Source organism: Micromonospora matsumotoense (genome assembly GCF_900091525.1).
Lineage (GTDB): Bacteria > Actinomycetota > Actinomycetes > Mycobacteriales > Micromonosporaceae > Micromonospora > Micromonospora matsumotoensis.
In genome coordinates, this window is the sequence record NZ_FMCU01000012.1 from 97,477 (window position 1) to 111,064 (window position 13,588).

At 73.6% G+C, this 13,588-nt stretch carries 8 protein-coding genes; 5 read left to right on the forward strand and 3 right to left on the reverse strand.

Annotated features, from left to right (window positions below; translation table 11 throughout):
* Positions 1 to 3 precede the first annotated feature (3 nt).
* Positions 4 to 669 carry a potassium channel family protein gene (locus GA0070216_RS22355; protein ID WP_091249637.1) on the reverse strand — a complete coding sequence of 222 codons (666 nt, stop codon included), beginning with the start codon at positions 667 to 669 and terminating at the stop codon, positions 4 to 6.
* Positions 670 to 830: 161 nt separating this feature from the next.
* On the opposite strand from GA0070216_RS22355, the gene GA0070216_RS22360 reads away from it, so the two are divergent.
* The 4 genes from GA0070216_RS22360 (at position 831) to dxs (ending at position 7,841) form a co-directional block, all read left to right on the forward strand.
* Positions 831 to 2,903, forward strand: coding sequence for an APC family permease (locus GA0070216_RS22360; RefSeq protein ID WP_091249640.1), 2,073 nt, complete (start codon positions 831 to 833; stop codon positions 2,901 to 2,903).
* Positions 2,904 to 3,124: 221 nt separating this feature from the next.
* Positions 3,125 to 4,489, forward strand: coding sequence for a class I SAM-dependent RNA methyltransferase (locus GA0070216_RS22365; RefSeq protein WP_091249866.1), 1,365 nt, complete (start codon positions 3,125 to 3,127; stop codon positions 4,487 to 4,489).
* Positions 4,490 to 4,502: 13 nt separating this feature from the next.
* Positions 4,503 to 5,750: an anhydro-N-acetylmuramic acid kinase gene (locus GA0070216_RS22370; protein ID WP_091249642.1), complete on the forward strand. Its 1,248-nt coding sequence runs from the start codon at positions 4,503 to 4,505 to the stop codon at positions 5,748 to 5,750.
* 135 nt (positions 5,751 to 5,885) lie between these two features.
* Positions 5,886 to 7,841 carry a 1-deoxy-D-xylulose-5-phosphate synthase gene (gene dxs, locus GA0070216_RS22375; protein WP_091249645.1) on the forward strand — a complete coding sequence of 652 codons (1,956 nt, stop codon included), beginning with the start codon at positions 5,886 to 5,888 and terminating at the stop codon, positions 7,839 to 7,841.
* A 266-nt stretch (positions 7,842 to 8,107) separates the two neighbouring features.
* Here the strand turns inward: dxs and GA0070216_RS22380 are convergent, their stop codons facing one another.
* Positions 8,108 to 9,304 carry a hypothetical protein gene (locus GA0070216_RS22380; protein ID WP_091249869.1) on the reverse strand — a complete coding sequence of 399 codons (1,197 nt, stop codon included), beginning with the start codon at positions 9,302 to 9,304 and terminating at the stop codon, positions 8,108 to 8,110.
* 336 nt (positions 9,305 to 9,640) lie between these two features.
* Here GA0070216_RS22380 and GA0070216_RS22385 point away from each other — a divergent pair, with 336 nt between their 5' ends.
* Entirely contained in the window at positions 9,641 to 11,512 is a 1,872-nt protein-coding gene (locus tag GA0070216_RS22385) for a glycosyltransferase family protein (RefSeq protein WP_425413182.1), read from the forward strand.
* Positions 11,513 to 11,603: 91 nt separating this feature from the next.
* Here the strand turns inward: GA0070216_RS22385 and GA0070216_RS22390 are convergent, their stop codons facing one another.
* On the reverse strand, positions 11,604 to 13,490 hold the full coding sequence (locus tag GA0070216_RS22390; protein ID WP_425413183.1) for a DUF6311 domain-containing protein: 1,887 nt from the start codon (positions 13,488 to 13,490) through the stop codon (positions 11,604 to 11,606).
* Positions 13,491 to 13,588 lie beyond the last annotated feature (98 nt).

The following is a 13,588-nucleotide window of genomic DNA, read 5'->3' on the forward strand; positions in this document are numbered from 1 at the left end:
GGCTCAGTGCCCTCCTTCGGGCGGCGTCGCGGCCACCGCGGTGACCGAGGCGGCGATGTCGTCGGTGACCAGCACGTAGAGCTGGTCACCCTCCTGTACGACGCTGGAGGCGGTGGGCAGCATGCCGATGCCGAACCGGGTCAGGTACGCCACCCGGGTCCCCGCCGTCTCCTCCAGTTGGCGCAGCGGCCGACCGATCCAGTCCTTGTGCACCGGCACCTCGATGATCGACACGGTGCTGGTCGGGTCCCGGAAGATCTCCACGTTGCCCTCGGGGACCAGGTGGCGCAGCATCCGGTCGGCCGTCCAGCGGACGGTGGCGACGGTGGGGATGCCGAGCCGCTCGTAGACCTGGGCCCGGCGCTGGTCGTAGATGCGGGCCGCGACCCGGGAGACGCCGAACGTCTCGCGGGCCAGCCGGGCCGAGATGATGTTGGAGTTGTCGCCGCTGGAGACGGCGGCGAAGGCGTCCGCCCGCTCGATACCGGCCTGGCGCAGCACCTCGCCGTCGAAGCCGGCGCCGGTGACGATGATCCCGGCGAAGTCGGGGCCGAGGCGGCGGAACGCGTCGGCGTCCTGGTCGATCACCGCCACCGAGTGCCCCCGGGACTCCAGGCTGTGGGCCAGCGTCGAGCCGACCCGCCCACAGCCCATGATCACGACGTGCACGGTGTCCCTCCCAAGGTGCGCCTGCGTCCTGGCGACTGTCGTCTGCGAGCCTGCCACGTCCACCCGGCCGACGGGGGACCGAACCGTACCGCGCCGGGGCGTGGGAACGGGATCAGGCACCCCCCGGCGACCACCATCCGGTGGTCGTACCCTTAGCGCTTGTGGCCAGTCCCACCTCGCTGCTGAAGCGACTCCTCGTCGGTCGACCGTTCCGGTCCGACCGGCTCCAGCACACCCTGCTGCCCAAGCGCATCGCCCTGCCGGTCTTCGCCTCCGACGCGCTGTCCAGCGTCGCGTACGCCCCGGACGAGATCCTGCTGACCCTGTCCATCGCCGGGGCGTCGGCCTTCCTGTTCTCCCCCTGGATCGCCCTCGCGGTGGTCGTGGTCATGCTGACCGTGGTGGCCAGCTACCGGCAGAACGTGCACGCCTACCCCTCCGGCGGCGGTGACTACGAGGTCGCCACGGCCAACCTGGGCCCCCGGGCGGGGCTGGCGGTGGGCAGCGCGCTGCTGGTCGACTACGTGCTCACCGTCGCGGTGTCGGTCTCCTCCGGGGTGGCCAACCTCGGCTCGGTGGTGCCCTTCGTGGCCACCCACAAGGTGCTGGTCGCGGTCACCGCGGTGGTGTTGCTCACCGCGATGAACCTGCGCGGGCTGCGCGAGTCCGGCACCGCGTTCGCCATCCCGACGTACGGCTTCGTGATCGTCATGGGCGGGATGATCCTCACCGGGCTGGTCCGGTACTTCGTCCTCGGCGACGACCTGCGCGCCCCCAGCGCCGGGCTGGAGATCCAGGCCGAGCACAGCGTCGCCGGTTTCGCGCTGGTCTTCCTGCTGCTGCGTACCTTCTCCTCCGGCTGCGCGGCGCTGACCGGGGTCGAGGCGATCTCCAACGGGGTGCCGGCGTTCAAGGCCCCGAAGAGCCGCAACGCGGCCACCACGCTGCTGCTGCTCGGCACCATCTCGGTCACCATGTTGGTCGGCATCATCTGGCTGGCCCGGCTGACCGGCCTCCAGTTCGTCGAGGACCCACAGACGCAGATCCTCTCCGGCCCCGACGGGTACGTGCAGAAGACCGTCACCACCCAGCTCGGCGAGACGGTCTTCGGCGGCGGGTCGGTGCTGCTCTACGTGGTCGCCGGGATGACCGCGCTGATCCTCTTCCTGGCCGCGAACACCGCGTTCAACGGGTTCCCGGTGCTCGGCTCGATCCTCGCCCAGGACCGCTACCTGCCCCGGCAGCTGCACACCCGGGGCGACCGGCTGGCCTTCTCCAACGGCATCGTCTTCCTCGCCGTCTTCGCGATCGTGCTGATCGTCGGCTTCCAGGCCGAGGTGACCCGGCTGATCCAGCTCTACATCGTCGGCGTCTTCGTCTCGTTCACGCTCTCCCAGGCCGGGATGATCCGGCACTGGAACCGGCACCTGCGCCACGAGCGGGACCCGGAGGCCCGCCGCCGGATGTTCCGCTCCCGGGCGATCAACGCGTTCGGCATGGCGATGACCGGCACCGTCCTGGTCATCGTGCTGCTCACCAAGTTCCTGCTCGGCGCGTGGATCGCCATCGCCGCGATGGCGGTGATCTACGTGCTGATGCTGGCCATCCGCCGGCACTACGACCGGATCGCCGCCGAGCTGGAACCCACCGAGATACGCGGCGTGCTGCCCGCCCGCAACCACGCCATCGTGCTGGTCAGCAAGCTGCACCAACCGACCCTGCGGGCCATCGCGTACGCCCGCGCCACCCGGCCGGACACGCTGACCGCGGTCACCGTCAACGTGGACGAGAAGGACACCCGGCAGCTCCAGCAGGAGTGGGAGCGGCGCGAGGTGCCGGTGCCGCTGACCGTGGTCGACTCGCCGTACCGGGAGATCACCCGGCCGATCCTGAGCTTCGTGGCCAACACCCGCCGGGAGTCGCCCCGCGACGTGGTCACCGTCTTCATCCCCGAGTACGTCGTCGGCCACTGGTGGGAGAACCTGCTGCACAACCAGAGCGCGCTGCGGCTCAAGGGTCGGCTGCTCTTCGAGCCGGGCGTGATGGTGACCAGCGTGCCCTGGCAGTTGGCCTCCACGGCGACCAAGAACCTCGACCGGCTGGACGAGACGCTGAGTCGTACCCCCGCCCGGGGGCCCCGGGTCGCGCCGCACAGCACCCTGCCGCCGCCCGTCCCGCCGGTGGCCGCCGCCCCGCCGGGCGAGCCCGGCCCGTCGACCGGAGACCGCCCGTGACCGCCCGCCCCGGCCCCGCCCGCCCCGTCACCACCGACCGCCCCGCCCCGGCCCGGTCCGACGCGCCCCGATCGGCCTCGACCCGGTCTGACGCGCCCCGATCGGCCTCGACCCGGTCTGACGCGGCTCGGCCCGACGCGGTCCGGTCTGATGCGGTCGGGTCCGATGCGGTCCGGTCGGCTGGTCCGTCCGGTGGTTCCGGGCAGGAGCGGGGCCCCGGGTTGGAGGAGGCCGAGCGGGTCGAGTTGACCGTCGACGCGGTCGCCCCCGGGGGGCACTGCGTGGCCCGGGTCGACGGCCAGGTGGTCTTCGTCCGGCACGCGCTGCCCGGCGAGCGGGTGGTCGCCGAGGTGACCGAGCTGCACCGGGGCTTCGCCCGTGCCGACGCCGTCGAGATCGTCGAGGCGGCACCGGAGCGGGTCACCCCGCCCTGCCCGTACGCCCGGCCGGGTGGTTGCGGCGGCTGCGACCTCCAGCACGTCGCCCCGGCCGCCCAGCTCGGCTGGAAGAGGGCCGTGGTCCGCGAGCAGCTCACCCGCCTGGGTGGGCTCACCGATGCCGAGATCGACGCGTTGCGGGTCACGGTCGAGCCGTTGCCCGGGGGACCGCTGGGCTGGCGGTCCCGGGTCCGCTACGCGGTCGACGCCGCCGGCCGGGCGGGGCTGCTCAAGCACCGCTCGCACGAGGTGGTGCCGATCGACCGCTGCCTGATCGCCCACCCGGCGATCCAGCAGCTGCCGGTGCTCGGTCGGCACTGGCCGACGGCCGATGCGGTGGAGGCAGTCGCCTCGACCGGCGGGGACGTCGTCGTCACCGCCCTGGCCGACGGCGTGCGCACCCGGGTCGACCTCTCCGGCCCGCCGCCGGCTGTCGACGTCCCGGGCGGGCCGGTGGTGGCCGAGGCTGACATCGCGGGCGGGCCGGTGGTGGTCGAGGCTGATCTGCCGGGCCGGCCGACGGCCCAGGTCGACGGGCCGGTCGGGTCGGCGGCGGTCGAGGTCGACGGGTCGGTGGCGGTGCGGGAGGTGGCTGCCGGTCGGGACTGGACGCTGCCGGCCGGGGGCTTCTGGCAGGTGCACCCGGCTGCCGCCGACACCCTGGTCGACGCGGTCCTCGACCTGCTCGCCCCGCAGCCCGGCGAGTCCGCCTGGGACCTGTACGGCGGGGCCGGCCTGTTCGCCGCCGCGCTCGCCGGCCGGGTCGGCCCGGACGCCCGGGTCACCATGGTCGAGTCCGCCGCCGAGGCGGTCGCCGCCGCCCGGCGGAACCTGGCCGACCTGCCCCGGGTCGAGGTGGTCGCCGCCCGGGTGGAGACCGCGCTGGCCCGCCGTCGGGTCACCGGCCCGGTCGACCTGGTGGTGCTCGATCCGCCGCGTACCGGTGCGGGCGCGGCGGTGGTCCGGGACATGATCGCCGCCAGTCCCCGGGCGATCGCCTACGTGGCCTGCGACCCGGCCGCCTTCGCCCGGGACGTGCGCACCTTCGCCCGGGCCGGCTGGCGGCTCGCCGCGCTGCGGGGCTTCGACCTGTTCCCGATGACCCAGCACGTCGAACTGATCGGCCTGTTCCTGCCGCCGTCGCGCTGACTAACCTGGCCCGATGAAGATCGTCGGGCTGATGTCGGGCACCTCGTACGACGGGGTGGACGTGGTCGCCGCCGAGTTCACCGCCGTCGGGGAGACCCTGCGGATGCGTCCGTTGGGGCACCGGGAGCTGGGCTACGACGAGGAGCTGCGGGAGCGGATCGGGGCGGTGCTGCCGCCGAACCCGACCACGATCGAGGCGGTCTGCCGGCTCGACAACGCCCTCGGCGCGGTGTTCGCCGACGCCGCCGCGCTCGGCGTCGCGCTGGCCGGCGGGCACGCCGACATGGTCGTCTCCCCCGGGCAGACCGTCTTCCACTGGGTCGACGGGGGCACCGCGCACGGCACCCTCCAGCTCGGTGCGCCGGCCCGGGTCGCCGCCCGGGTGGGCGTACCCGTGCTGTCGGACCTGCGGTCGGCGGACGTCGCGGCCGGGGGGCAGGGCGCCCCGCTGGTCCCCGCCTTCGACGCCCTGCTGCTCGCCCCGGGCGACCCCGACGCGGGCCGGCAGCACGACGGTGGCGGTGGTGCGGGCGGGCGACCCGGCGGTGGGGGCGGGCCCCGGGGGTCGGCCGGCAGCGGGGTACGGGCGGCGCTCAACCTGGGCGGCATCGCCAACCTCACCGTGGTCGCGCCGGACGCACCCGTGCTCGGGTACGACGTGGGCCCGGCCAACGCCCTGCTCGACGCGGCGGCCCGCCGGTTCCTCGGCCGACCCTGCGACACCGACGGGGCCAGGGCGGCGGCCGGCCGGGTGCACCCCGGACTGCTGGCGCTGCTGCTCGCCGAGCCCTACTACGCGGCGGCACCGCCCAAGTCCACCGGCAAGGAGCGGTTCCACCCCGGCTACCTCGACGAACGGCTGGCGGGGCTGGGGGAGCCGGTCGCCCCGGACGACGTGTTCGCCACGCTGACCGAGCTGACCGCCCGGACGGTGGCCGCCGCCTGCGCGCGGCACCGGGTGACCGAGGTGGTGGCGGCCGGTGGTGGGGTGCGCAACCCCACCCTGTGGGGTCGACTGGCTGCCCTCGCCGCCGATCGCTGGGTGCTGCGCACCACCGACGAACTGGGGGTGCCCGCCCAGGCCCGGGAGGCGTACGCGTTTGCCCTGCTCGGCTGGCTGTCCTGGCACGGGCTGCCGGGCGCGCTGCCCTCGGTGACCGGCGCCCGACGGGCCGCCGTGCTGGGCTCCTGGACCCCGTCCGGGCCGCCGCACCGGGTGACCGGGCAGGTCCCGCCGCGCCGGTTGGTCGTGCAGCACTGAACGGGCCGTCCGGCCCGGCCAGCCCTGGGCGGGCGCGGGGCTGAGCTGGCTGCCTCAGCGGGTGACCCGGGCTCCCACCTGCGGTGATCCACGGCCGGGCTGCGTAGTGGGCGGCGGCCGATAGACTCTCTCGTCATGAGCGTTGATGAGGACACGGCCCACCACGGTCGGCTGCTGGGCACCGTCCGTGATCCGCAGGACGTGAAGCGGATGACCGGCGAACAGCTGGACATCCTCGCCGCCGAGATCCGTGACTTCCTGATCGCCAAGGTCTCCCGCACCGGTGGGCACGTCGGCCCCAACCTGGGGGTGGTGGAGCTGACCCTGGCCATGCACCGGGTCTTCGACTCCCCGCGCGACCGGCTCCTGTTCGACACCGGCCACCAGTCGTACGTACACAAGATCCTCACCGGCCGGCAGGACGGCTTCGACAAGCTCCGCCAGCGCGGTGGCCTCTCCGGCTACCCCAGCCAGGCCGAGAGCGAGCACGACCTGATCGAGAACTCGCACGCCTCCACCGCCCTGTCCTATGCCGACGGGCTGGCCAAGGCGTACGCCCTGCGCGGCGAGCAGCGCAGCGTGGTGGCCGTGGTCGGCGACGGCGCGCTCACCGGCGGCATGTGCTGGGAGGCGTTGAACAACATCGCCACCTCCGGCAACCGGCTGGTGATCGTGGTCAACGACAACGGCCGGTCCTACTCGCCGACCATCGGCGGCCTCGCTGACCACCTGTCGTCGCTGCGGCTCAACCCCGGCTACGAGAAGGTCCTCGACACGGTCAAGGACGCCCTCGGCAACACCCCGTTCGTCGGCAAGCCGATGTACGAGGTGCTGCACGCGGTCAAGAAGGGCATCAAGGACGCGGTCGCCCCGCAGGCGATGTTCGAGGACCTCGGCATCAAGTACGTCGGCCCGGTCGACGGGCACGACATCGTCGCCGTCGAGTCGGCGCTACGCGCGGCGAAGAACTTCGGCGGCCCGGTGATCGTGCACGCGGTGACCCGCAAGGGCTACGGCTACCGCCCGGCCGAGGAGGACGAGGCGGACTGCCTGCACGGTCCGGGCGCCTTCGACGCCGAGACCGGCAAGCTGCTCGCCGCCCCGTCGGTGAAGTGGACCCAGGTCTTCGCCGACGAGTTGGTCGCCATCGCCGACGAGCGGCCCGACGTGGTGGGGATCACCGCCGCGATGGCCGAGCCCACCGGCATCGCCACCCTGGCCCGCAAGCACCCCCACCGGGTGTACGACGTGGGCATCGCCGAGCAGCACGCGGCCACCTCCGCGGCCGGCCTGGCGATGGGCGGCCTGCACCCGGTGGTGGCGGTCTACGCGACCTTCCTCAACCGCGCGTTCGACCAGGTCCTGCTGGACGTGGCGATGCACAAGCTGCCGGTGACCTTCGTGCTGGACCGGGCCGGCATCACCGGGCCGGACGGGCCGAGCCACTACGGCATCTGGGACATGTCGGTCTTCGGGGTGGTGCCGGGCCTGCGCATCGCCGCGCCCCGCGACTCGGCCAGCCTCCGCGAGGAGCTGCGGGAGGCGATCGCCGTCGACGACGGTCCCACCATCGTCCGGTTCCCCACCGGCACCGTCGCCGCCGACCTGCCGGCGATCCGCCGGGTCGGCCCGGTCGACGTGCTGGCCGAGTCGGCGCGTACCGACGTGCTGCTGGTGGCGGTGGGCTCCTTCGGTCTACTCGGCATGGAGGTGGCGTCCCGCCTCGCCGAGCAGGGCTACGGCGTCACCGTGGTCGACCCGCGCTGGGTGCGTCCGGTGCCGGCCGAGCTGGTCGAGCTGGCCGCCGGGCACCGCCTGGTGGTCTCCGTCGAGGACGGCGTCCGGATCGGCGGCGTCGGCGACGCGCTGGGCCAGGCGATGCGGGACGCCGACGTCCGGGTGCCGCTGCGCGACCTGGGCGTACCGGCCGACTGGCACCCGCACGGCACCCGCGCGCAGATCCTCACCGACCTGCGCCTGACCGCACAGGACGTGGCCCGCGACGTCACCGGTTGGATCTCGGGCCTGGACGGCGACACCCCCTCGGTGGAAACCGTCCGCCTCCCCGCCCGCGACACCACCCCCAACTGACCGAACCCCACCCCCATCTCCGACGCCTGGAGGGCGGTCACGGCAACGCCGTGACCGCCCTCCAGACATCCCCGCGTCCAGCCCCAGCCCCGCGCTCCCTGCCCGGGCTCCCCGCTCCCGCTCCCCGCGCCTGCTCTCGCCCCCACTCCCGCCCCGGTGATCAAGAGGTTTTGGTCAGGGGGAACGGTTCTGGTGACGTAGACCTCTTGATCACCGGGAAACCGCCCGGGGAACGTGGGGGCCAGGCGGGGCGGGGCGGGGCTGGGTCAGCGGCCGCCGGCGGAGCGGTAGTAGGTCTTTTCGGCGGTGGCCAGGCTGAAGGTCTGCCGGGCGGCGGGCATCGGGACGACCACCAGGCCGGGGCGGTCCACCAGGCGGGGGGTGCCGGGCGGCACCGACAGGGACGCGTCCCGGTTGCCCCGCCAGGTCAGCACCACCAGCGGCTGCCCCGGCACCGGCAGCACGTACGTCTGGAGCGGGTTGGACCGGTCGGCGGGGGAGACCACCGGCCTGCCGTCGCCGGCCGGGCGGTAGACCACCGCGGTCATCGTCCCGGCGCCGGTCTCCCAGGTCAGCTGCTCCAGGTCGCCGGGGTCGGCGCCGCCGCCCAGCATCATCTCACCGATCGCCCGGACGGCCACCTTCTCCATCGGCCACGACTCGGGCGCCGACCGGGGTGCGTCCCGGTCGCCGATCCGGCGCGGGATGCTCCCGAACGGCCCCTGCTCGTCGGCGAGCATGCAGGTGTCCAACCCGTCGAGGGCCCGTCGGCCGGAGCCGGTCTCGTCGCGGACCAGTGGGTATCTCGGGTCGGCGGTGGCGACGCCCAGGTCGAGCAGCCGGTCGGCGGCCCGGCCCCGGGGCAGCGACTCGGTGGCCCGCAGGGTGGCCGTCACCGGCACCGCCCGGCAGTCGGGCACCTGCACCTTGGCGGTGAGCCCGTCGGTCAGCATCAGCGCCCGGCCGTCCGGGCCCAGCAGTCGCTCCACCCGGCCGGAGGTCAGGTAGCGCCGGCCGTCGGGCAGGTACAGCGGGAGCACGTCGGCGTAGGTGAGGTAACCCGGGTCGGTGTACTCGCTGGCCCGGGTCACCTCGTACCGGCCTGCCCGGCCGGTGAGCTGGAGCAGCCAGGAGGCGCTCTCCCCGGGCACGTCTGCGGCGACCAGGGCCAGCGGGACGCCGTCGACCTCACCGGACCAGAGGATGCCGGAGGACGGCAGGTGGGCGCGGTCGTCGATCGGTGAGCGCCAGGCACGGACCGCCGCGGTCACCGCCGCGGTCACCGTGGCGTCCCCGGCGAGCGATCCGCGTGGCGGCCACACCGCGAGGGTGCCGTCCAGACTGTCGTAGCCGACCCGTAGCTCGCGGGCCTGACGTTCGGCGACCGGGCCGCAGGCCGGGACGGCCAGCAGCAGGCCGAGCAGCGCGGTGACCGTGGTGCCGCGACGACGAACCGAAGCCACCTGTACGCCCCCGATCGCGTCGCCGTCGTTGTCGGAAGCCCACATGGTACGCAACGCCCGGTGACGCCCCGCAGCCGTGTCCCCGATGACCACAAGGGACACCAGAGTGAATTTCGGGCTATTTCTCGGCTCCGGTAGACTCCGCCGACTGTGACGTCTGCCGAGCCCCGTGGCGCCTCCGCACCGGCCCCCGACGACTCCGAGGGCACTGCCCGCGGCACGACGGCCACCGCGACAGCGCCCCCACCCGAGACCCTTACCACCCCTGACGACCTGCGCACCACCGGCGCACCGGCACCCGTCGAGGCGGCGCCGGTCGACGCGCCACCGGTGGGGATGCCGCCTGTCGGGGCAGCCGGTGAGTCGGGAGCCGACGACGGCCGGGTGGCGGCGGTGGTCGTACCGGAGCGGGAGGTGGCCGACACGGACGGTGATGGCGCGACGCCGCCCGCGTGGTGGCGGCGCTGGCGCTGGACGGCCCGCCGCAAGGATCTGGTGGTCTACGGCATCTTCCTGGTCGTCGCGCTCTGGGTGACCAGCCGGATCTGGATCGACCCGGCCGGCCGGGTGGCCTCGCTCTACAGCAGCGACCCGGCGCAGGTGCAGTTCTTCCTGGCCCACTCGGTGCGGGTGGTGCTGCACGGGGAATTCCCGTTCTATACTGACCAGTTCAACTTCCCCGACGGCGTCAACCTGATGGCCAACACGGCGGTGCTGGCGCTGGGTATCCCGATGGTGCCGATCACGCTGCTCTTCGGACCGGCGGTCTCCTTCGTGGTGCTGGTCACCCTCGGCCTCGCCGGCACCGCCGCCGCCTGGTACCACGTGCTGTCCCGGCACCTGGTGCGGCGGCGGCTCGCCGCGGCGGTCGGCGGCTGGTTCTGCGGGTTCTCCCCGGCGATGCTCTCGCACGCCAACTGGCACCCCAACATCATCAGCCAGTTCCTGCTGCCGTTCATCGTGTGGCGGGTGATGGTGCTGACCCGGTCCACCCGGCCGCTGCGCGACGGCCTGCTGCTCGCCGTGCTGGTCACCGGTCAGGCGTTCATCAACGAGGAGATCCTGCTCTTCACCGCGCTGGCCTGCGGCATCTTCCTGATCGCCATGGTGGCCCAGCGGCCGGGACTCTGGTCGGCGGCGTGGCGGCCCCTGGCCAAGGGGGTGGCCGCCTGTGCGCTGCTGGCCGGGGCGCTGCTGGCGTACCCGCTCTACATCCAGTTCGCGGGGCCGATGGCGTACCACGGGCTCAGCGACGCGGTGCAGGACTACGGCAACGACATCGCCGCCTTCTTCGCCCCCGGCTCGCCCACCTTCGGCGGCAACGAGCGGGCCAACGTCAACCTGGCCCCGAACTACTCCGAGGAGAACGCCTTCTTCGGCTGGAGCCTGTCGCTGATAGCCGTCGGCATCGTGCTCTGGCTGCGCCGCGAACGACTGGTCCGGGCGCTCGCCGTCACCGGCGCCTTCTTCGCGCTACTCTCCCTCGGCGAGCGGATCTCCTGGTGGGGGCGGGACCTGGTCACCGGGCCGTGGGAACTGCTGGTGCGGTTGCCGCTGCTGGACGCGGTGGTGCCCACCCGGTTCGCCCTGATCACCTCCGTGGTGATCGGCATGCTGCTGGCGCTGGCCGTGCAGCGGGCCTGGACGCTGCGCGGCGCGCAGTGGCGGCACGCCAAGACCGTCACGGTGGCCGCCCTGGTGCTGGCCCTGCTGCCGATCGTGCCGATGCCGCTGAAGGTGACCTCCCGCCCGCCGGTGCCGGACTTCATCACCGCCGACCGCTGGCGGGAGTACGTCGGACCCGGGCAGACCCTGGTGCCGGTGCCGGTGCCCAGCATGGGCAACACCCACGGGATGCGGTGGGCGGCGACCACCAACCTGGACTTCAAGATCCCCGGTGGCTACTTCCTGGCCCCGCGCAACGGCAACACCGGCGACCCGGGGCGGTTCGGCGGGCGGCCCAGTGGCATCGGGCAACTGCTCGACGAGGTGGCCACCACCGGGCGTACCACCAAACTGGACGACCGGCAGCGTCGGCGCAGCCTGGACGAGCTGCGGCACTGGAACGCCGCCGTGCTGGTGCTGCCGTTGCGCCAGCACAACGCGGAGCCGTTGCGCCGGACCGTCGAGCAGTTGGTGGGCCCCGCCCGCCGGGACCTCGACGTGTGGGTCTGGGACGTCCGGCCGCTGTCCGCCCGGACCGCCTGAACCCACCCGCCGGCCCCGGACCACCTGGGCCCACTCGGGTGGCCCCGGACGGCCTGTGGCGCTCCGCCGGCCCGGGTCGGGGTCGGCGGGGTCAGTCGACCAGGGGGCGGACGTCCCAGAGCCAGACGTCGTCGACCCGTTGCGCCGGGCCGAGGAGGCCGGTCATCAGGTCCCGCAGCACCGCCTCGCGCGGATGGGCGCCCAGCACCACCACCGACGCCTTCCAGAAGCGCAGATCCGTCACCGCCTGCCGACGGTTCTCCTCGGTCAGCGCGGGCACCGTGCCGGCGTCCATGGTGGCGTAGATCAGGGTGCTGGTCGGCCGGTTCGGGGCGCCGAAGACGCCCTGGCCCAGCTCGTTGGGGCCGATGAAGTAACCGCCGGGCACCGGGAACTCGTGCCCGGTCAGCGCGCTCCACCGCAGCGTGGGCAGGCCGTGCACGTTGCTCGGGATCGGCACCGGCACCAGGGTGCGCCCGGCCGGGACGTACGGCCGCCAGCCGCCGGCGGTGATGAAGTGCGGTGGCAGGTCCATGTGCTGCGCGGGCAGCGGACGGGGGAACAGCGGCAGCACCGCCAGCGCGATCGCCGCGTACCCGACCGGGCGGATCCAGGGGCGGCGGGCCGGCGGCCCCGACGGGGCGGTCGCGACGGTCTCCCCGGCCACGGTGTCGTCGGCGGCGGTGCGTGGTGCGGGCACCCGGGGCCGGCCGGAGCCGCCCACCGCGTCCCAGGCCAGCGCGAGCAGGACACCGACCGCGCCGGTCACCACCAGGGTCAGCCGGGTCGGCATCATCATCTCGACCAGCGGCAGATCATCCGAGATGTACGCCCACGGCCCGTCGATGGTGGTCTCCACCCCGTTGAACCGCACCTTCGGGCCGATCGCCGCCACGGTGAAGACCACCACCAGCACCCCGGCGATCCGGGCGGCCAGCGAACGCCGCCAGAGCAGCACCAGGGCGGCCAGCGCGACCAGCACCAGCGGCCAGCCGAACCAGGTGTTCTGCTCGGTCAGGCCGATGGTCTTCTCCACCGCCTCGTCCCCGGCCACGGTGTCCCGGGCGAAGGTGACGAAGGCCATCAGGTCCTCGCCCCAGTTGTGGAACACCCCGCCCTGCAACCCCCGGTAGGACTGCGGCCCGTTGAACTGGTACCAGATCGGGTACGCGGTGAGCAGCAGCGCCAGCCCACCGCCCAGCCCGAGCGCGGCCAGGAAGCCACCGACCCGCGCGCGGGCCTCACGGGGCCGCTGCACCACGTACGCCGCCACCGCCACCAGGCAGGCCAGCGCGGTCAGCAGCAGCATCTCCTCGTTGATGAAGATCTGGTACGCCACCAGCAGGCCCAGCACCAGGCCGTCGCGTCGCCACCGGCCGGGCCGGCCCAGCCGCAGCACCCGGGCCACGATCACCGGCAGCAGGAAGTTGGAGACGAAGTTGGGCTGCCCGTTGGCGTGGTGCACGATGCCCGGCGCGAAACCGAGGAACGCGCCGCCGACGAACGCGCCGGCCCGCGAGCGCACCAGGTGCCGGGAGAGCATCCAGTACGAGGTGGCCGCCGTCGCGGCGAGCGCCCCGCCCAGATAGAGCGCGTAGGTCACCTGCGGGCCGAACAGCAGCGTGATCGGGGCCAGCGGGATGGTCATCCCCAGCAGCGAGGTGTTCGCCATCATGTTCACCCCGTCCGGGGCGTTCTGCCGGGCGCTGAACAGCGGGTTCTCCAGGTGCCGCACCGAGTACGCGCCGTGGGTGAACAGCCACTCGAACCAACTGTGGTCGGTCGGCAGGTGGGACGACACCCGGTGCTGCACGTCCACCCAGTAGTTCAGGCACACGAGAACGCCGATCAGCACATAGGCTCCGATGGCGAGCGCGTCGGCCCGGCCCGGCCGTCGGCGGGGCCGCCCGTGCGGATCGGCCGGGTCGGGCACGACGGCGTCGGGCGCGGATGTCGGGTTCAACGAGGGATCTACCACCGGCACGGCCACGACGGGCCATCGTACAGGCGGCGACCGGCCCCTCCGGTGACCCGGTGGGTGGCGATCCGCGTCCACCGAAGGGCGGTGCGGTCGGC

Bases quoted from the DNA above. Each gene is read 5' to 3' on its own strand.
- GA0070216_RS22385 (WP_425413182.1), top strand. From the start codon at position 9,641: ATGCCGCCTGTCGGGGCAGCCGGTGAGTCGGGAGCCGACGACGGCCGG.
- dxs (WP_091249645.1), top strand. From the start codon at position 5,886: ATGAGCGTTGATGAGGACACGGCCCACCACGGTCGGCTGCTGGGCACC.
- GA0070216_RS22370 (WP_091249642.1), top strand. From the start codon at position 4,503: ATGAAGATCGTCGGGCTGATGTCGGGCACCTCGTACGACGGGGTGGAC.